At 37.9% G+C, this 21927-nt stretch carries 15 protein-coding genes; 10 read left to right on the top strand and 5 right to left on the bottom strand.

Annotated features, from left to right (window positions below):
* Positions 1 to 23: 23 nt before the first annotated feature.
* The 5 genes from prwr041_RS08670 (at position 24) to prwr041_RS08650 (ending at position 9567) form a co-directional block, all read left to right on the top strand.
* Positions 24 to 1007: a glycoside hydrolase family 16 protein gene (locus prwr041_RS08670; RefSeq protein ID WP_207153417.1), complete on the top strand. Its 984-nt coding sequence runs from the start codon at positions 24 to 26 to the stop codon at positions 1005 to 1007.
* A 38-nt stretch (positions 1008 to 1045) separates the two neighbouring features.
* The gene (locus prwr041_RS08665; RefSeq protein WP_394370791.1) at positions 1046 to 4222 is read left to right on the top strand and encodes a SusC/RagA family TonB-linked outer membrane protein; all 3177 of its coding nucleotides are present in this window, start codon (positions 1046 to 1048) and stop codon (positions 4220 to 4222) included.
* A gap of 37 nt (positions 4223 to 4259) precedes the next feature.
* A complete protein-coding gene (locus prwr041_RS08660; RefSeq protein ID WP_237072185.1) occupies positions 4260 to 5933 on the top strand; it encodes a SusD/RagB family nutrient-binding outer membrane lipoprotein in 1674 nt (557 codons plus the stop codon).
* 36 nt (positions 5934 to 5969) lie between these two features.
* On the top strand, positions 5970 to 7217 hold the full coding sequence (locus prwr041_RS08655; RefSeq protein ID WP_207153416.1) for a hypothetical protein: 1248 nt from the start codon (positions 5970 to 5972) through the stop codon (positions 7215 to 7217).
* A 64-nt stretch (positions 7218 to 7281) separates the two neighbouring features.
* Positions 7282 to 9567 (top strand): glycoside hydrolase family 3 N-terminal domain-containing protein, encoded by a 2286-nt coding sequence (locus tag prwr041_RS08650; protein ID WP_207153415.1) that lies wholly within the window; start codon positions 7282 to 7284, stop codon positions 9565 to 9567.
* Positions 9568 to 9691: 124 nt separating this feature from the next.
* Here prwr041_RS08650 and prwr041_RS08645 read toward each other — a convergent pair whose 3' ends face one another.
* The 3 genes from prwr041_RS08645 to prwr041_RS08635 all read right to left on the bottom strand — a co-directional run bounded on the left by prwr041_RS08645 (position 9692) and on the right by prwr041_RS08635 (position 12630).
* Complete coding sequence (locus tag prwr041_RS08645) at positions 9692 to 10906, bottom strand: NADP-dependent isocitrate dehydrogenase (RefSeq protein ID WP_207153414.1); 1215 nt, start codon at positions 10904 to 10906, stop codon at positions 9692 to 9694.
* Between the two features lie 203 nt (positions 10907 to 11109).
* Positions 11110 to 11961, bottom strand: a complete 852-nt coding sequence (locus prwr041_RS08640; RefSeq protein WP_207153413.1) for an OmpA family protein — start codon at positions 11959 to 11961, stop codon at positions 11110 to 11112.
* A 156-nt stretch (positions 11962 to 12117) separates the two neighbouring features.
* Entirely contained in the window at positions 12118 to 12630 is a 513-nt protein-coding gene (locus tag prwr041_RS08635; protein WP_207153412.1) for an HD domain-containing protein, read from the bottom strand.
* 199 nt (positions 12631 to 12829) lie between these two features.
* Between prwr041_RS08635 and prwr041_RS08630 the strand changes: the two genes are divergently transcribed.
* From prwr041_RS08630 to prwr041_RS08610, 5 genes are all read left to right on the top strand, one after another.
* Positions 12830 to 13651, top strand: a complete 822-nt coding sequence (locus prwr041_RS08630) for an energy transducer TonB (RefSeq protein ID WP_207153411.1) — start codon at positions 12830 to 12832, stop codon at positions 13649 to 13651.
* A gap of 1094 nt (positions 13652 to 14745) precedes the next feature.
* Positions 14746 to 15702: a methylenetetrahydrofolate reductase gene (locus tag prwr041_RS08625; RefSeq protein WP_207153410.1), complete on the top strand. Its 957-nt coding sequence runs from the start codon at positions 14746 to 14748 to the stop codon at positions 15700 to 15702.
* A gap of 4 nt (positions 15703 to 15706) precedes the next feature.
* Positions 15707 to 16858 carry a DNA polymerase III subunit gene (locus tag prwr041_RS08620; protein WP_207153409.1) on the top strand — a complete coding sequence of 384 codons (1152 nt, stop codon included), beginning with the start codon at positions 15707 to 15709 and terminating at the stop codon, positions 16856 to 16858.
* Positions 16859 to 16866: 8 nt separating this feature from the next.
* On the top strand, positions 16867 to 18126 hold the full coding sequence (locus tag prwr041_RS08615) for a PSP1 domain-containing protein (protein ID WP_207153408.1): 1260 nt from the start codon (positions 16867 to 16869) through the stop codon (positions 18124 to 18126).
* A gap of 6 nt (positions 18127 to 18132) precedes the next feature.
* Positions 18133 to 18597, top strand: coding sequence for a gliding motility lipoprotein GldH (locus prwr041_RS08610; protein WP_207153407.1), 465 nt, complete (start codon positions 18133 to 18135; stop codon positions 18595 to 18597).
* Here the strand turns inward: prwr041_RS08610 and rodA are convergent.
* Both rodA and mrdA read right to left on the bottom strand, forming a co-directional pair.
* Positions 18583 to 20055, bottom strand: a complete 1473-nt coding sequence (rodA, locus tag prwr041_RS08605; RefSeq protein WP_207155629.1) for a rod shape-determining protein RodA — start codon at positions 20053 to 20055, stop codon at positions 18583 to 18585. The genes prwr041_RS08610 and rodA overlap by 15 nt on opposite strands.
* Positions 20036 to 21886 carry a penicillin-binding protein 2 gene (gene mrdA, locus prwr041_RS08600; protein ID WP_207153406.1) on the bottom strand — a complete coding sequence of 617 codons (1851 nt, stop codon included), beginning with the start codon at positions 21884 to 21886 and terminating at the stop codon, positions 20036 to 20038. Before mrdA ends, rodA begins: the two co-directional genes overlap by 20 nt.
* Positions 21887 to 21927: the final 41 nt, after the last annotated feature.

The following is a 21927-nucleotide window of genomic DNA, read 5'->3' as shown; positions in this document are numbered from 1 at the left end:
GAATTTGGTAACAAAAATCAATCATGAAAATAAAGTTTATAATCTATTTACTGTTTTACACTATTCCTTTATCTATTCATGCACAAAACTACAAACTTGTATGGAGTGATGAATTTAATGAAAACTCTTTGAATAAGAACTGGAATGTTGAAGTATTAGACAATCCATACAACAACGAACTTCAGTGTTATACAAATAGTAGTTCCAATGTAAATATAGAGAATGGCAATCTTGTTATTATCGCCCGCAGGGAATCACACAACGGAAAGTCTTTTACTTCCGGACGTATAAATTCCAGCACAAAGGTGAACTTCAAACATGGAAAGATTGAAGCTAGAATAAAGATGCCAAAATTAGCAAACGGATTGTGGCCAGCATTCTGGTTGATGGGTGAAGATCCGCAGAATGTAGGTTGGCCTGCATGTGGAGAAATTGATATTCTGGAAGCCGGACATTCAGATGGTATTAAGAATTCAACTCAAGAGCGATTATTCTCAGGTTGCATTCATTGGGGTAGCAGTTTAACAGACCACCGCATGTGGACGACAGGTGCCGTTACCAGTGAATATGACATAACAGGTGACTATCATATATTCACGGCTGTATGGGATGACAGTTATCTGCGTTTCTATCTTGATAATTCAACCAAACCATATTATGAGGCTACAATAACCAACGAGTATGACTCATATAATTATTTCCATAAACCATTTTATATTTTATTTAATATGGCTGTTGGTGGAGATTATCCAAATATTCTCAACGCAGAAAACATCACCGCACTACCTACAGAAGGTTGTGAGGCTAAAATGTATATTGACTATGTAAGGATATATCAGGAAGAAGGAAAAGTTAATGTCTATACACAGGAAACTGCAGGACTGAAAAATGTATATACCCAAGGGAAAAAAGACACAGCATATTATTCAATAAATGGTATGAAATTGAATGGCAAACCTTCTTGGGACGGAATATACATCCACAACGGTAAGAAAATAATAGAATAAGAATAACTAATAAATAATAAAAACCTAAATTTAAGAAGATGAAGAAAAGTAATCGGAAATTAGTTCACATGCTTGCTATTGGTCTGACTTTACCACTAGCCGGAACTATCCAAATGCAGGCTAAACCAAGTGTAACTATCGTACAGCAGACTCAGAATATCTCTGGTTCTGTTACCGACGGTAGCGAACCTATCATCGGGGCTAGTATCGTTGTAAAAGGTAAAGGTATGGGCACAGTAACTGATGCCAATGGTCATTTCAGCCTTGATGCTAAACCTGGTACATTATTGGAAATAAGCTATGTAGGATACAAAACCATGACCGTTAAAGCAAATAACAACATGAATGTGGTACTTGCTGAAGACAAAAAGATGATTGATGAAGTAGTTGTTACGGCTTTAGGTATTAAGCGTGACAGAAAGGCTCTTGGTTATGGAATCGGCGAGGTCAAAGGTGAAGAACTTACTAAGGCTAAAGAGACAAACGTAATAAATTCTCTCGCTGGTAAGATTCCAGGACTAGTTGTCAGTCAGACTGCAGGTGGTGCATCAGGTTCTACACGAGTAATTCTTCGTGGTAGCACAGAGATGACAGGTAACAACCAACCATTGTATGTAGTAGATGGTGTCCCTTTGGACAATACCAATTATGGTAGTGCTGGTACATCAGGAGGATTTGACCTTGGTGACGGAATATCAAGTATCAACCCAGATGATATAGAGACAATGTCTGTATTAAAAGGTCCAGCGGCTTCTGCACTCTATGGTAGCCGTGCTTCTCATGGTGTGATACTCATCACAACTAAAAAAGCAGGAAAAGATAAATTCAGCGTTGAATACAATGGTTCCGTTACAATGGATACCCAATTGGCTAAGTGGAATAATATCCAGCAGACTTATGGTATGGGCAGTAACGGCACATATAGTATTGATGCTGTGTCAAACACCAACAAGAGTTGGGGACCTAAAGCCGATGCACTTAACAGCCTGAAATATTTTGATGGTGTACAACGTCCATATATGATTATACCAGATAACACCTCAGATTTCTTCCGTTCTGGTTTTACTGCGACAAACACAGCAATTGTTGGAGTTAACAACGGAAAGACTGGTATGCGTTTCACATATACCGACATGCGCAACAAGGATATTGTGCCAAAGACTCACATGAGTCGTGACATTTTCAACTTGCGCACCAACACATCTGTAGGTAATGTTGACTTCGATTTCAGCGCTAACTACACACGTGAGGATGTTAAAAACCGTCCAGCTCTAGGTGACAGCAAGTCAAACATTGGAAAGAATCTAATGACTTTGGCTACTACATACAATCAGGCTTGGTTGAAAACTTATCAGGATGCCAACGGAGATTATGCCAACTGGAACGGAATGGACCCATATAATGTGAACCCATATTGGGATGTATATAAAAATTCCAACGATTCTAAAAAAGACCAATTCCGTCTTACAGGTAAGATTGTTTGGAACATAGACAAACACTTGAAGTTACAGACAACGATGGGTGCCGACCTCAACTGGTTTACATTCGAGGATTTCAAGGCTCCAACAACACCAGGATTTGAAGCTGGTCGTATGCAAGACAGTAACTTCCGCAACCGCATGTATAACTTTGAAGCTCTTGCCCTTTACAACAATAGCTGGGGCGACTTTGACCTCAATGCGACACTTGGTGGAAGTATATATAAAGTGAATAATCTCACGACTATAACCACAGCGCAAGACATGCAGATACGTGATGTCAAAGCTTTGATGAGTTTCAATGAGATTAGTTTGGAGCAGAATACATATCGTAAACAAATTAATTCTCTTTATGGTTCTGTAAACCTTGGTTGGAAACATCTTTTATATCTTGACGCAACATTACGTGGCGACCAGAGTTCTACCCTACCAACAAGCAACAACGTATATGTTTATCCTTCATTCTCGGGAAGTTTCGTTTTCTCTGAATTAACAAAACTCGGCAATCTACTTCCTTATGGTAAGTTGCGCATGTCGTGGGCACAGGTAGGTAGTGATACAGATCCATATCAGCTTGGACTAGTATATACTAAATCTAAGTTTACATATCCAGGATACACTATAGGATACATCAACAACAATACAATTCCAAACAAAGACTTAAAGCCAACAAGAACAAACTCTTTCGAAATTGGTGTTGAAACGAAGTTCCTCAACAACAGAATGGGACTTGACATCACTTACTATTCACAGAAAAGTAAGAACCAAATTATGGGTATGGCTTCATCATGGACATCAGGTTATACATATAGATTGATTAACGCAGGTGAAATAGATAACAAAGGTGTTGAAATAGCACTTAACACACGCCCCATACAGACAAAAGACTTCTCTTGGGATTTGAATCTCAATTTCTCTAAGAATAGTAATAAGGTGAAAAGATTAGTTGACAACATGGATATGTTTGAACTTGAAAAAGCCTCTTGGCTTGATGTTCAAGTTGCAGCTAAAGTTGGTGAGAACTTCGGTTCTATTGTTGGTCCAGATTTCAAGAGAAACGATGCAGGACAGATTCTCATTAATCCATCAACGGGTTTGCCTGAATACGACAAAAGCAATCACGTTTTGGGAAATGCTTCTTGGAAATGGACAGGAGGTATTACTACGACTCTTACATATAAGAACTTGTCATTAAATGCAATATTTGACGTAAAAGTTGGTGCAGACTTGTATTCCATGTCAGCCCGTGCATCTTACGAATCAGGAAAGGCAAAAGAAACTTTGGCTGGTCGTGAAGATTGGTATAAATCAGAAGAACAGCGTCAGGAAGCTGGCATTGCGAAAGGTTCAGCCAGTTGGAAACCTACAGGTGGCTTTATCGCTCCTGGAGTCATAGACAATGGTGACGGAACTTACCGTAAAAACGATATTTATGTAAATCCAGAAGATTATTGGATGAACGTATGCCGTAATGCTCCATCAATGTTCATTTATGATAACTCTTATATAAAGTGCCGTGAACTCACATTGAGTTACGATGTACCTCAACAATGGTTGAAGAAAGCTATCAATGGTTTAACGATATCTCTTGTGGCACGTAATCCGTTTATTGTATGGAAAAACATTCCTAACATTGACCCTGATTCAAACTATAACAACACAACTGGTATGGGACTAGAATATGGTTCTCTGCCATCACGCAAGAGTTATGGTATCAGTGTGAACGTGAAATTCTAATACAATAGTTCTTTTATAACATAAAGGAGATTTAAAAATGAAAAAATATAAATCATATTTAATAATATTATTGGCTTCTGTAGCTCCGCTTATCACCATTTCTTGTAGTGACAACTACATGAATGACATGAATACAGACCCGTCAAAGGCTGCTACAATAGATCCTAACGCACAGCTAACAACTGCCGAATTGCAAACTTATGGCGACCTGAGCATGGTTGAAATATATCGTAACTATTTCTATGCTTTCTCACAGCAGTTGATGGGATGTTGGAACACCACAAACTATGGAGGACGACATACCATTGATAATCAGGAAATGAGCCGCATGTGGACGACTCTATATCCTAATGCAATAAAGAATCTTACCGATGGTGAGATACGTACTAACGGCAATGCAGCCAAGTCAAATATAAACGCAGCAATGCGCGTGTATCGTGTTTACCTTATGTCTGTAATAACAGATACTTATGGAAATGTACCATATTCAGAGGCAGGGCTTGGATTCTATAACGGAATAACAAATCCAAAATTTGACTTACAAAAAGATATCTATGCTGACTTCTTTCAACAGCTTGACTCTGCTACAACAATGCTTAATGCAGCTGGTGACAAGATTAGCGGTGATGTCATATACAAAGGTGATGTTACAAAATGGAAAAAGCTAGCTAACTCTCTTCGACTACGCTTTGCTATGAGAATTTCTGATGTAGAACCTGATAAGGCTAAGACTGAATTTATCAAAGCTCTTAATGCTGATGGTGGTATTATAGAAAATTCTGCCGATGACGCATTAATAAATTATATGTCTATCGCATTCAGTTTTGGTCAGGAAAGCTATTCTGATTACCGTGGAAATGCACTTTCAAAACTGCTTTTCGGTAATGATCCAACAAATAATCCTAGCTACATTTGCTCTACTCTTTTCAATCAGTTAAACGATAACAACGACCCAAGGACATTTATGATGTCACGCTGCTATTATGACAAGTTGATGAGTTCTACTGGAACAGAAGGCCGCATTGATATAACCGATGAGGTTAAGAGTAATAACAAGTTTACGCCTAATGTTCCAGGTGCTTTTTCTTGGGAGCCTTGGCCTACAGGATTCAAGAGTGACAAGTTAACAGAGATAGCAAAGAATAATCCGGATGTAGATCCTAATGTGGCCCGTGAGGTTGAGCCTAAACTAGCCAATAACTTTTTAAAAAGCGACAATCCTGGCGTCGTAATTACTTCAGCAGAAGTAGATTTTCTTTTAGCAGAGGCTACATTGAAAGGATGGATAAGCAATAAAGGAACTGTTACAGAACTATACACAAAAGGCGTGCGCGCAGCAATGGACTTTCTTTCAGATAATTATGGATGTGACAAAATTTCTGACGCAGACTTTAACACATACATTTCCAACAACGGTATCGGCCATACTGAGGAACAGGCTAAGGCAGCTATAAATACCCAAGCTTGGATTTTGCACTTTACTAATCCAGCTGAATGTTGGGCAAACGTACGTCGTTCAGGCTATCCTATTATGAAATCGCCAAAAGACTATGGATTCGGACAGTACTTGACCGGTGGTGATGACATACCTGTTCGTCTTTGTTATCCTGTTCTTGAATCTTCTTATAACAAGCAAGGCTATGATGACGCATTGCAACAAATGGGAGGAAAAGATGATTGGCATACCCATGTATGGTGGGATGTAAAGTAATAGTAAATTAAACGACATATTAAAATTTAGAATAATATGAAAAAGATATATTTTATGTTGTTGGCAGTTCTCACAATGGCGGTTACCGTTACTTCTTGCAGTGACAATGATCCGTTTGCCACAGCTACATCAAATGATAATCCGCACATTTTGGATCCAGTATTTGCAAACAGGGTTAATGGAGAACTTCCAGTAATTTCAGAATTCAATCGTGACGGAAGTTTCTCAATGACAGTTACAGTAACGCCTGCCGAGTTCACTACAGTTACGTGGAACTTTGACGGTCAGGAATCTCACACAGGTACAGCAATAGACACAACTCTTCTCGCAGGAACTTATGACGTTAAAGTCATTGCAACCACAGTTGAGGGAAAGTCTACATTCCGTGAGGGGTTGGTAAAGGTTAAACCATTGGACAGCGATCCATATACATCTACTGTTGGGGTAGAACGTATCGTCGCTTCTGGAGGTAATGCAACTCTTTTCGGTGGAAAGCTCACCAACGTAAAAAGTCTTATCATTGGTGGTGTTACGATTGACGCACAACCTGCAGCTGATGGAAATTCATTAAATTACACTGTTCCAACAACTCTTGCCGATGGTAGCTATCGGGTAACAATGGTAACTTCTGACGGAAAGATGTATGGTGCTGATAAAATTGCGATTAACAAACAGACTATGGTTGTTGATGCAGCAATACGTTCAAGCGCTAAGGCTCCAGTAACGATTAATGGTATCAATATGGAGAATATAGCTTCTATCACTATAAACGGTAATACTATTACAGAGTTTGTAGCGCAGACAGCTACATCTTTAACATTTACATGTCCAGATTTAGAAGCAGGAGATTATGTAATGACAGCAAAGACAAAAGCCGGTGATGACGTAATGTTCTATGTAGACAAGGCCTTTGTTGCTACTGGTAAACTTACAGTTACATCAGAAAAGACTTTATGGGAAGGACACAGTTATGTTTCATGGGAGCTTCCTGATGGAGATCCAAACAAAATTTTCCAAAGTACAGTATCTTCTATGTTTGAAAATGTAAAGGTTGGTGCACACGTCAGAGTTTACTACTCGCTTAAATCTAGCGATTCTTATCATCAAATACAACTTATGACTCCGAGTTGGACCATATTATCTGTAGGTACAAAGAAAGATATCGCTGCAGACGGTGTTTGGGAATTTGTACTTAACGATAACGACCGCAACCTTATCATGAATCAAGGAGCTTTAGCTATCGGAGGTCATGGATTTTATGTAGATCGAGTTACTGTAGAATAAACATATACACATAGAAGTAAATATGTTCTTTAAGAATAAATTAATAATACTACCGGTTATTTTAATGGCTGCTTGTAAAATACAAGCAGCCGTACCGGTAATAAAAGAAGATGTGAAAATAGAACAAAAAGTCAACAACACACTCAATAAGATGACTATCGACGAAAAGGTAGGACAAATGATGGAAGTAGTTGTTGACCTTTTGGGTAGTAATGATAAAAACGGAGTATTCCATATTGACTTACAAAAGGCTGACAGCATATTCAATCGCTATAAGATTGGATCAATTCTGAATGCCCCAAATACAATAGCTCCGACAGCGAAGCTTTGGGAAAAGTATTTGTCTGACATTCAGAAAATATCGATTAAACGTATAGGTATACCATGTATTTATGGACTAGATCAGAATCATGGCTCTACATATACGCAAGATGGAACTCTTTTTCCACAAAACATTAATGTAGCAGCCACATTCAATAGAGATCTGGCACGTCGCTGCGCAGAAGCTACAGCTTATGAAACACGTGCGATAAGTATTCCATGGAGTTATAGCCCTACTGTTGACTTAGGACGTGATCCTCGTTGGCCGAGAATATGGGAAAATTTTGGTGAGGACTGTTTCATGAATGCAGAAATGGCTAAGGCTATGGTTTTAGGATTTCAAGGAAATAATCCTAATAATATAGACAATCACCATATTGCGGTATCTCTTAAACATTATTTGGGATATAGCGTTCCTTGGACAGGAAAAGATAGAACACCAGCATATATTTCTCCAGCAGACTTGCGTGAAAAATTTTTCGCACCATTTCTTTCAGGAATCAATAGTGGAGCACTTTCAATAATGGTTAATTCAGGATCTGTAAACGGAATGCCTGTTCATGCAAATCATGAATTACTTACTACATGGTTAAAAGATCAAACTGGTTGGGATGGAGTCCTTGTTACTGATTGGGCAGATATAAATAATTTATATACGCGCGAAATGGTTGCTAAAGATAAAAAAGACGCATTGCGAATTGCCATAAACGCTGGTATTGACATGATAATGGAACCATACGATCCTACCACATGTGATAGCCTGAAAGAATTAGTTTTAGATGGTAGTATTTCTATTGATAGAATTAATGATGCTGTAAAACGCATACTTCGTATGAAGTATCGTTTAGGATTATTTGATCATCCAACACAAAAGCTCTGTGATTATCCTAAATTTGGAGGTAGCGAATTTGCCAACCTGAGTTTAGAAGGAGCAACAGAAAGTATAGTCCTTCTAAAAAATGATAAATCTATACTCCCATTGAAAAAAGGACAGAGAATACTATTGACCGGTCCCAACGCCAATCAAATGCGCTGTCTTGATGGTGGTTGGAGTTATACATGGCAAGGAAATCTAACGGATAAGTTTGCAGGAAAATACAATACTATATATGAGGCTTTCTGCAATAAATATGGAAAGGAAAATGTAAAACTTTGCCAAGGAGTAACTTATAACGAACAAGGAAAATATTACGACGAGAACGTGTCTGATTTTGAAACTGTAGTTAATGCAGCAGCATCTGCGGATGTAATAGTGGCTTGCTTAGGTGAAAATTCATATACGGAGACTCCAGGTAATCTCACAGATTTAACATTATCTTTGAATCAAAGAAATCTTGTAAAAAAGCTTGCAGAGACTGGCAAACCTATACTTCTTATTCTCAATGAAGGTCGCCCTCGTATCATCTCTGATATAGTACCATTAGCAGATGGTGTTGTAGATATAATGCTTCCGGGAAATTATGGGGCTGATGCTTTAGTAAATTTATTGTCTGGAGAACGTAATTTTTCAGGAAAACTTCCATACACATATCCTAGTGAAATAAATTCACTTGCTAATTATGATTTCAAGAAAAGTCAGGAAGTTGCAACAATGGAGGGTGCTTATGATTATAATGCTAAGATAACTCAACAATGGCCATTTGGATATGGGAAAAGTTATACTGAGTATAAATATAGTAACTTGCGAATCAACAAAACACATTTCTTGAAAGATGACACCATTGATGTTTCTGTTGATGTGACGAATATTGGTGATAAATTGGGAAAAGAAAGTGTTCTTCTTTACAGTTCAGATCTCATTGCCTCTATGACTCCAGACGGACGTAGACTACGTGGCTTTGAAAAAGTGGAACTGCAACCAGGAGAAACTAAAACCGTAACAATAAGTCTTTCTGCAAATGATTTGGCATTTGTTGGATATGATGGCAAATGGATTCTTGAAGAGGGAGATTTTAATCTTATGATAGACAATCTAACGGCAAAGATCACATGTGATGCCACTTACAAATGGGACTCGGCTAATAAATAGAACTTATAAAGTAATGATTCAAGATTAACAAATTATTTTCAGGAATAAAGAATTAGTCCGCTGTAGCAAAAAATGCTACAACGGACTTTTTATATAAATTCTATAGTCAAAGAGCTATTTAATATTATTTACTAAGACTAACCTCCAAGTTCTTTCTTATAGCAGCAATAAACTCATCACTGTTGGCTTGTTTTGCCTCAACACCTTCCATAAGATTTACTAAGTCTTTTGTTGCTATTCCAGAATTAAGTGTGTCAAGGCATGCCTGTTCGAGCTTGTCACCAAACTCAACCAATTCTTTTATATTATCAAGTTCACCTCGTTTCCTAAGCGCACCACTCCATGCGAATATCGTTGCCATAGGATTTGTACTTGTCTCTTCACCTTTCAGATATTTATAATAGTGCCTTGTAACTGTTCCGTGAGCAGCCTCATATTCATACTTACCATCAGGAGAAACTAATACAGATGTCATCATTGCAAGTGAACCAAACGCCGTTGATAGCATGTCGCTCATTACGTCACCATCATAGTTCTTACATGCCCATATAAATCCGCCCTTACTGCGGATTACTCGTGCAACAGCATCGTCGATTAGAGTGTAGAAATATTCAATTCCTAGTTTTTCAAACTCCTGTTTATAATCTTTCTCATACACTTCTTCAAAGATCTGTCGGAACTGCGCATCATAAGTTTTACTAATAGTATCCTTTGTAGCAAACCACAGGTCTTGTTTTGTGTCTATCGCAAATTTAAAACAACTATGAGCAAAAGATGTTATACTCTTATCAGTGTTGTGCATTCCCTGAATAACTCCAGCACCGTCAAAGTTATGAATTTCTACCTCCTGCTTCTTTCCACTTTTGCCTTCAAACACAAGTTTTGCCACTCCTGGTTCATCAGCACGAATCTCCACGCTCTTGTAAACATCACCATAAGCATGACGAGCGATAGTTATCGGTTGTTCCCAATTCTTCACAACTGGACGAATTGAAGGTATTGTTATAGGAGCTCTGAATACAGTTCCGTCCATAATACTTCGTATCGTACCGTTAGGACTTTTCCACATCTTATGCAGATGATATTCATCCATTCGCTGAGCATTAGGAGTTATTGTTGCACATTTCACGGCCACACCATATTTGCGTGCGGCATTAGCTGAATCTATTGTTACTTTATCATTAGTCTTATCACGGTTGGGCAGACCGAGATCGTAGTATTCAGACTTCAAGTCGACAAAAGGAAGAATCAGTTCATCCTTGATCATCTTCCAAAGAATACGTGTCATCTCGTCACCGTCCATTTCCACTAATGGTGTGGTCATTTTAATCTTTTCCATAAAAGCTATACTTAAATTATCAATAGTGTTTGCAAATGTAGAAAAAAGATTTCACATTAACGAAAAAAGCTATCGAATTGTTGTTAATTGATAGCTTTTACATTAAATATGCTATCCAAGCAATGAAAACAAAAAAATAGCGCAGAACTCATTGTTATTGAGTCCCACGCCATTAATATAACCTTTTTACCTTTTAATATTCTTTATTTTTCTTCAGGTGCCTTGTCTATCAAGTCCATAAACTGGTCTAGCTTTGGAGTGATGATAATCTGAGTACGGCGATTGCGCTGCTTTCCGATTTCAGTATCATTTGTAGCGATTGGATTAAACTCACCGCGTCCACCAGCTGTGAGACGTTTTGGATCTACACCATAATGATCTTGCAAATACTGAACAACACTAGATGCACGAAGTGCAGAAAGGTCCCAGTTGTTACGAATATTCTTCATGCTAGGAGCCATCGTGTTTACTGCTACGTTATCGGTGTTACCCTCAATCAATACGTCATAGTCTTTATAGTCCATGATGATTTTGGCAATTTTGCTCAATGTTTCGGCAGCACGGTCGTTAATTTCATAGCTTCCACTCTTATAAAGCATATTGTCAGCAAGTGATATGTAGACAACACCCTTAAGAACCTGTACATCAACTTCCTTCATCTCGTCCTTGCTTAAAGAACGTGTCAAGTTGTTGGTTAGTACCAAGTTTAGAGAATCACTCTTGCTCTTCACCTCAACCAAGTGACGAATGTAGCGATTGCTTTCGTTTATCTGATCAACAAGCTTTGAGATGTTGATATTGTTTGAGTTTGCATTAGTTAAACTCTTATCCAAAGACCCCTGCAAAGATGCATAGTCTCTTTTCTGCTGTGCCAATTGATCTTCAAGGCTAGCAACACGAGCCTTGGTTGCAGCAAGCTGCTCTTTTGAATCCTGATAATTTGAAGACAGTTCTTTGTTTTCTGTCTGGCAATTCAGTAACTCCTTTTTGCTTGCACAACTGCTTACTAGCAATGTTCCAGCTATAAGTGTTAGCATCAAAACTTTTTTCTTCATATCTATAAATTTTAAGTTCATTATGGTTGCAAATATAATTATAAGACGCATAAAACAATAAAATGTTTACTCCCTTTATAATATTTTAAATTATTAGTGATTATTTTAAGACAGTAAAGCTATTTAGCCTCACTTTTTCACTCTAAAATAAATGCTTTATGGTTGTTCTTTGATAACATCATACATATTATCTAACAAGTCTAGTCCTGGTTTTGTGCGGAATACTTTCGCCCTGACATTCTCTATAGCCCGAGATGACAGATTGTCTTCATATATATTTACAAGAAAGTCTGCTTCAACTAGAATTTGATAATCAAGACCATCAATATTATTATACGTATGATGATGAGCTATAAGATAGCATATTCTCTCAATTTGTTGATTACTATACCCACCTAGTGAAGAAAGAAGCTTACGAGCTTCTTCCGGTCCTTCCTTCTCTTGATATTTACCATTAGATGAACCATATTTTTTTTCGCTTAAATGTATTCCGATATCATGCAATATTGCAGCAGATTCGAGAATAGACATCAGATTTTCACCAATCCCCTCTAAAGTTCCTATTGTGACGGCATAATCATGCACTTTCATAAAATGCTGAATTCTCATAGCGTCGCCTTTATCATATTCCGTCATAGCGGCTATAAGTTTTGCGTGTTGTATATCCATTTTACTTAATATTTTGACTACAAAGATAAGTCAAACTAGATCAAAGCGTATAAAATAAGTGAAAAAACAACGATATTTTTTCTTTGATGTGAAAAAATAACTATATTCGCATGCATTTATAAAAAATATATAACATTAATTGAAATCGGGCAATTGACACAATAGGCAAAAGCCATATCATAACAAGGCAAATATTGGGATGAGAAAAATTGACATGACATCCAAAGAATGGTGTGATATTATCTTTGAAGGAAAAAACAAAGAGTATGGTGCATACAAGTTGCGCATTGACTCGGCACGTCGCAATACTATTGTGACGATTGTTATGGTAGCGATTGTAGCATTGCCTTTTTTATTTATACTACTGACTATACTATTCACTCCAAAGGAAAAATACAACATGGACCTTGACCAAGTATTGTCAGAAATGAAGCCTGCCGAAAATAAATACAAGTTATCTGCGCCTAAGTTACTTAATGTAGCGCATAAAAAGATATCAAAAAAAGATGGCAAACGCACAGCATTTACTGCTCCAGTTATCATGCTAGACAAAGACGTTACATCTTCAGGGCTTGCTACTAACGGTGACGCTTCAAAAGGCACAGAGTCAAATTCAGTAAACATACCAGCTGATACTACTGGTTTTGCTAATAAAACGACAACTCACAATGGTGTTAATGCTAACACTGATAAGATATTGTTTAGAGTGATTGAAGAGCTTCCTGAATTTCCTGGAGGTGCCACAGAATATATGAAATGGCTTACTCGTAATCTCCGTTATCCTAAATCTGCAGAAGAAAAGAAAATTGACGGGAAAGTTGTAGTAAGTTTCATAATAAATAAAAATGGCACCATTTCTGATATAAAAATTATAAAGTCATTGGATCCTGATTGTGATAACGAAGTACTTCGCGTTATGAAAAAAATGCCTAAATGGAAACCAGGAACAGAAAAGGGACACCCAGTACGTACAGAATATGTAATTCCTGTCGTATTCAAAGGATTGACTACTACTCCATAAGCTTTATATTCATTTATTCAGAGAAAGGTCTACCAGAAAAGTTTTTTTAATGCCACTAATGTCATAATGTCACAAACCCTTTGTTTATCGGGCTTTAACCAGTGACATTAAGTGACATTATCGGGGTAAAAGTGACATTAAACTCCAATTCGTACCTATTTTTAGCGTTTTTTTCGCAACTATGCTATTTGTATAAATACATATTTGTGCTAATGGAGTTTTGTTGAATATAAAGGCTAGTTTCCTAAACAACATGAATAATTCAAAAATCGACGTCATACATATATGAACATGAGAGAATGAATTTAAAGGATGTAAATGCATTTGGAATACTGAGCACACAAACTTTTACCTAAATTATCTCAGCTTTTGGGTAATTCGATTACATTAGTGGGTGTGCAATAAGATTACCTTAGCACATGTGTAATCCGATTACCCAACGTGGGTAATCGGGTTACACAACGTGAACAACTCAATTACCCACGTTAGGTAATTGAATTGCCTAACGTAAAAAAGGCTATTACCCAGCGCAGGTAAACAAATGATTATCAATAAGACGACAAGAATAAGATTGATGATAATTACCACTTTTTTGCAGTCGACTTCTGAGATAAAAAACTAAACATATTGCGAAGTATAGCGTACATAATGACGAGTAAAGATCATCATAAACGAAAAAGTGTCTATACATGTACAGCATATTTGGTAACAAATCGCCAAAAACAGTTATGATTTACTATTTAATGCCACTTTTACACCGATAATGTCACTTAATGTCACTCGCTCATCCCTTATAAACAAAGGGTTTGTGACATTATGACATTAGTGACATTAAAAAAACTTTTTTTGGTAGAGCATCCAAATTCATTTATAGAGGATAACGTACCTTAATTGACAAAGTTTCTGTTTTTATTTTAGTTTCATTATATGATTACATCATTCTATTTTTATGATTGACCATAAATAAAGTGATATACTTGAAAAAGTTCAACTAACTTGTTTGCAAGACCTTTAACGTCATTTTTATTGTTTTCTTCGTTTTTTATATAGTTTTTTACTAACTTTGCAACAAATTGTACCTGCGCCCGACAAACATGAAAGTAATAGAAATAATAAACCAAAATAAGGGTAAACGAAAATTATCATTCGAAGTGCTGCCTCCTTTAAAAGGAAACGGCACGGAAAATCTCTTTGCTACAATTGATAAACTGAAAGTATTCGACCCGCTTTATATAAATATTACCACTCATCATAGCGAATACGTCTACAAGGAACTTCCTAATGGACAGTTTGAACGCAATAGAGTGCGTAGGCGTCCGGGCACAATAGCAATAGCTGCTGCTATAAGAAATAAATATAGCATACCTGTAATTCCACACATAATTTGTAGTGGAGCCAGTGCCGAAGATATTGAATACGAACTACTTGATCTACAATTTCTCGGCATCGAAGACCTACTGCTGCTTCGTGGTGACAAGGCAAAAGATGACAGAATATTTACCCCAACAAAAGGTGGGTATACACATACAACAGAACTTATCAAACAGGTTAACAATTTCAACAATGGTTTCTTCAATGATGGGACAATTATCAAGCATCCTGGAGAGAAATTCACTTTTGGTGTAGCCGCTTATCCTGAAAGACATGAAGAAGCTCCGAATTTGGAAATGGATATAAAATACCTGAAAATGAAACAGGATCTTGGTGCACAGTACGCTGTAACACAACTGTTTTATGACAATAATAAGTTTTTTGATTTCGTTAAACGAGCGAGAGAAATTGGTGTCACCATTCCTATCATACCAGGAATTAAACCTTTGGCAAAACTTTCACAACTAACAGTCGTACCACGAACATTCAGATGCGACTTGCCTGAAGCTCTGGCTGAGGAAGTTATAAAGTGCAAGACAGATGATGACGCAAAGAAATTAGGTATAGAATGGTGCACACAACAATGCAAAGAACTCTATGCTGCAGGATTTGAAACGATACACTTCTACACTGTTTCGGCAGTAGATAGCGTAAAAGAAATAGCAAAGGATATATTATAGACAGATGAAGTTCAGTAATGTTATAGGTCAAGAAGAGGCAATAGGCAGACTCAGACAACTTGTTGAAGAACAACGAGTACCGAGTACAATGATGCTATGCGGCCCGTTGGGAAGCGGGAAAATGGCTCTTGCAATGGCTTTCGCGTCATATCTCTTAGGAGAGCGTGACGGAGACAATTCATTATTGAGTGACCAGATGTCAATAAGAAACGCTGAAGCCATGCTGAAGAATTGGGAACATCCCGACCTTCACTTCACTTATCCTGTTATAAAACCCGCAGGAATGTCTGCCGATCACAAGATGATTAGTGACGACTTTACCAGAGAATGGCACGAGATGATTTCTGAAGGTCCATATTTCTACATTGACAACTGGCTTACAAAGATGGATGCTGCCAACCAGCAAGCTATTATTGGTGCAGGAGAAAGCGACGAGCTGACTAGAAAAATGAGTTTGAAATCAAGTCAGGGAGGATATAAGGTAAGTATTATATGGCTGCCGGAGAGAATGAATGCCGAATGTGCAAACAAACTATTGAAACTATTGGAAGAACCGCCACATAAGACGGTATTCATAATGGTTTGTGAAGAACCGGAACTGCTGCTTGATACGATAAAAAGTCGTACACAAAGAATTGACATAAAGAAGATTGACGACGATGCCATAGAAAAAGCGTTGACAGAACGACGTGGACTAGACCAAGACATTGCACACAGAATTGCACGTATAGCTAACGGCAACTGGATGCGCGCATTAGAGAATCTTGATGCAGGAAACGAAAATCGTCAATTCCTCGACATGTTCATAATGCTTATGCGGCTGTCGTATCAGCGCGACATCAAGGAACTAAAGAAATGGAGTGAGATTGCATCTTCAAACTATGGAAGGGAAAAGCAACGTCGTATGCTAAACTATTTCTCTAGAATGGTTAGAGAAAACTTTATGTATAACTTTAAACAAACCGAGTTGTGCTATATGACTCAAGAGGAGGAAAACTTCTCTAGCAATTTTGCAAGATTCATTAATGAAGCCAATGTGATAGAGATTTCAGAACTATTGCAGAAGGCTAGAAAAGATATAGGGCAGAATGCCAACGGGAAAATAGTATTTTTCGATTTGGCTCTGCAAATGATTGTTTTAATAATTAGAAAATAACAATTCGTATGGATTATAAAAATATGAAATTCAAGGTCTCTAAGGGTTGTGACCATGGACTCTGTTGCCGAGCTTACGGCAGACAGGACAGACAACTCAACACTTGTGACTGGTTGGCAGACGTTCCTGGTAACGCAGAGAGCACAGACCTAGTTGAGGTTCAATTTAAGAACACTCGTAAGGGATATTATCATAACGTTAACGGACTGGAGTTGAAGAAAGGCGACATCGTTGCTGTAGAAGCAACTCCTGGGCATGACATCGGTATAGTAACCCTTACAGGAAGATTGGTAAAGCTACAGATAAAGAAGGCTAATCTAAAATCAGCCGATGATGTAAAGCGTATTTACCGAATTGCAAAACCTGTTGATATTGAAAAATACGAAGAAGCAAAATCACGTGAACACGATACAATGATTCAAAGTCGTCAGATTGCAAAGAATCTTAATTTGCAAATGAAGATTGGTGACGTTGAATATCAAGGTGACGGAAACAAAGCCATATTTTATTATATTGCTGACGAAAGAGTAGACTTTAGACAACTTATTAAAGACTTAGCTGCCGCTTTCCATGTAAGGATTGAAATGAAGCAGATTGGTGCTCGACAAGAAGCTGGGCGAATCGGCGGTACAGGTCCTTGTGGACGTGAACTGTGCTGCGCCACATGGATGAAAAACTTTGTAAGCGTTAGTACAAATGCAGCACGTTTTCAGGATATATCACTGAATCCACAAAAACTAGCAGGAATGTGCGCAAAACTAAAATGTTGTCTTAACTATGAAGTTGATGGATATGTTGAAGCAGGAAAGAAGATTCCTAGCAGAGAAATAATGCTGCAAACTATGGACAACGACTATCATTTGTTCAAGAGTGACATCCTTTCAGGTCTCATCACCTACTCTACAGACAAGAACATGGCAGCTAATCTGGAGACTGTTACTGCACAGCGCGCACATGAGATCATTGAGATGAACAGACACGGTGAAAAACCTTTATCACTTCTTGAAAACGATAAGGCAAAGGCACCAAAGAAACATAAAGATCTACTTGAAGACGATATTAACCGCTTCGATAGTTCTAAACGAAAAAAGAAAAATAAGAACAAGAACCGTAATGTTCCAAATAACAACATTAAGCCGCAAGTAACCAATACTGAAAATGGCAATGCTGACAACAACGGCTACGACAAGAACAGCCGTCCTCAGCGTAATAACAACAGAAAAAGAAACTATCCGCCTAAAGTTGAGAACAACGGTCAAGAAGGATAATATAAGATGAGAAAGAATATCTTTACGGTATTGATTATAATGGCAATGACCGTTATAAGTTCCTGTACTGGAAATAAGGTGTATGACAAATATCAGCATACACCTGTTTCTGGATGGGAAAAGAATGACACTTTGAAATTCGAGGTACCTAAAATGAATATTAATGGTGTATTTGCTGCTAATCTAGGATTGAGAATTAATAGCTCTTATCCATTTATGGGACTCACACTTATTGTTGATCAAACTATATATCCGTCACACATCACAAAAAGTGACACCATAAACTGTCAGCTTATCGACAAGAACGGTAATAGCAAAGGATTAGGGATAAGCTACTACCAATACAATTTCGACATAGACAAAGTTAGCCTTAACAAAGGTGACAGTTTGGTTGTAAGCATAAGACATAATATGAAACGCGAGATACTTCCTGGTATCAGCGACATTGGATATTCACTAAGTACGCACTAGATTTCTTCCTGCATCTATTCGCAGGAAGATAAACAGTAGCAACGTGAATCCCCACAAGGAGGAGCCTCCATAACTAAAGAAAGGTAACGGAATTCCGATTACCGGTGTCAATCCTAACACCATACCTACATTTATAAAGACGTGGAACAGAAATATGCCCAACACGCAATAACCGTATATTCGTCCGAATGCAAATGGTTGCCTCTCTGAAAGATACATTAACCTTAATATCAAAGCAAGGAATAGGCATAGTACTCCTGCTGAACCAAGAAATCCTTCTTCCTCACCTACCGTGCAGAAAATAAAGTCAGTATCCTGTTCTGGAACAAATTTCAATTTAGTTTGAGTTCCATTAAGAAATCCTTTTCCTTGCAATCCGCCCGAGCCTATTGCTATTTCACTTTGATGCACATTATATCCAGCACCACTTATATCTTCGTCAAGTCCCAACAACACATTGATACGTACACGCTGGTGCGGCTCCATTACATTATTGAGAACATAGTCGGCTGAATAGAAAAACACGATAGAACCTATCGTAAATGCTAATATATAAAAATAATTTGATAAGTGAGTACGCAGCCAATTGTAAAGAAGATATCCGATAAGAACCAGACAAATTATAAGTTGTACCCATACAATATTAAATGATGGAATTACATATACCGAGAACAAGAAACATATCAAAGTAGCTCCCAAACATGAATACAGCACTATCAGCATTTTCTTCTTGTCCTTGCAATATACATTAATAAGCACTGCTGAAAATATCTGCACAAGCAATAACACGATAAACTTACCAACAGATGTCTGCGTATCAAACAGCATTACATTCTCGTATTTTATTCCAAGCACGAAATATATAACCATAGCCAAACCGGTAAACAAGACGCTTCCCGGCATTCCCTCACGATAGAACATAAGGAAAAAAGACAGATAAACCAATGCTGATCCAGTCTCCTTTTGGGCTATAATAAACAACATTGGCAAGACAACAACGGCGGATGCTGCAGTAAAATCTTTCCAGCGATGAATATTAAAACCATAAGATCCCATGAGCTTGGATATCGCCAATGCCGTGGCAAACTTAGCAAATTCTGCTGGTTGCAGACGCAACGGACCTAAAACGAGCCATGATCGTGAGCCTTTTATCTCATGCGGATTAAATATAGTTAGAAACAGTAATACTAAGAATATACCATATATGACATAGGAGAACGTATCATAAAACTTATCATCAAGCAACAATATAACTAGCCCAAGAAACAGAGATGTTCCTATCCATACAATCTGCATACCTGATCGTGTGGAAAGACTGAATATATCAGTATCTCCGTATGTATAGCTAGCACCGCACACACTGATCCATCCAAAGATCAGTAATGCAATATAGATGCCGATAGTCCACCAGTCAAGTGAACCAAGTACACTAGGTTGTTTATCTGTTACGCGAGCCATAAGCAATTCTACGTTTCTGTAATTCATCCGCCTCTTTCATAGCCGACGGTGATAGTTTACCATTTATATATTGTTCAAACAGAACTCCTGCTATAGGAACTGCAAAATCAGCTCCGAATCCACCATTTTCAACATATACAGCAATAGCGATTTTAGGTTTGTTCATTGGCGCGAAACCCATAAATACAGAGTGATCCTGCCCTCTATTTTGTGCTGTTCCTGTCTTACCACAGACTGTAAACGGAAGATGTCCCAAAGCTTTACTAGATCCTTTTAGTGCCGATGATCGCATACCTGCAATTACAGCCCTATATGCCCTTTCATTTGCCATTGTGCGATGACGACGCATATAAATTGTATCTAGAGGTTCATATTGTACTTTCCTCACTACATGAGGTACATAATAATAACCACGGTTAGCAATCGTAGCTCCCAAATTGGCAATCTGCAAAGGAGTAAGATTTACTTCACCTTGTCCTATTGCAATACTAATCACTGTAAGTCCATTCCATGAACCATGATAAGCCCGATCGTAGAATGTTGCATTTGGTATAAGTCCACGCTTTTCTCCAGGCAAGTCTATGCCCAATTTGTAACCAAATCCCATGCTCACCATGTAGTCTCTCCATATATTCATGGCATCCTTCACATTTTTGTATTTAATGCGATTGCTCATCATGTGATAAAGACCCCAACAGAAATATCCGTTACATGACGTACTTATTGCATCTATAAGATTTAGCGGTGACGGATGACTATGACATGCTACATGTAATCCATGATAAGAAAATCCATGATTACACGGGAACATAGTTGACGGTGTTATTATACCTTCTGTTAGATATGTAAGTGCCTGTGTTGTTTTGAAAGTTGAGCCAGGAGGATACTGTCCCATTATAGCACGGTTCAACAGTGGCTTCCAGACGTTTCGTGACAAAGCTCTATGTGTCTTACTTCTCATTCTACCAACGAGTGTCCTTGGATCGTAAGTAGGAGAAGATACAAGTGCAAGAACTTCACCTGTAGAAGGTTCAATCGCAACGATACTTCCAATCTTTCCTTGTAACATTCTTTCAGCAAGAGCTTGTAAATTAACATCAATACTCAATGTCAGATCCTTACCTGCAACTGGCCTTTTATCAAATTTTCCGTTTTGATAACTGCCCTGAATTCGCCCATGAGCATCACGAAGGAGAATCTGAACGCCTTTCTCGCCACGTAATTGTTTCTCATAAGCCTTTTCAACACCTAGTTTACCAATATAGTCACCAGGCTGATAGTAATCATCTTCCTCTATATCTGCATCAGAAACCTCACCTACATCCCCCAACACATGGGCTGCATAAGGATACTCATACTGTCTGATACTACGTTTTTGGACATAAAATCCAGGGAAACGGAACATTTTTTCACGGAAGACACTAAATTCCTTATCAGAAAGTTGACTTTTAAAAAGCTGCTGTGTAAAACGACTATAACCAGGATTCTTATTTCGATCCTTAATATCGCTCATACGCTTTGTAAACTCAGCCTTGGTCATTCCCAAAGCAGAACAGAGCTCAAGTGTATCTAAATGCCCACGAGCTTCATTCATCACAACCATAATATCATAAGCAGGTTGGTTATAAACCATCAGCTTACCATTGCGATCATATACAGAACCTCGCGAAGGGTATTCTATTTTCTTTAGAAATGCATTACTGTCGGCATTTTTCTTGTAGTCATCACTCAGCAATTGCAGAGTAAACAAACGAATGGTATAAATGAGCACAATAGCTATACCCACTCCACCAATGACAAAACGTCTGTTTTCAAGATTAAAATCCTTCACCGTACAGTAATTTAATTAAATGGAAATTCCAGAAAACGTCA

Source organism: Prevotella herbatica (assembly GCF_017347605.1).
GTDB classification, from domain to species: domain Bacteria; phylum Bacteroidota; class Bacteroidia; order Bacteroidales; family Bacteroidaceae; genus Prevotella; species Prevotella herbatica.
This window is presented reverse-complemented; position numbering and strand designations above follow the sequence as displayed.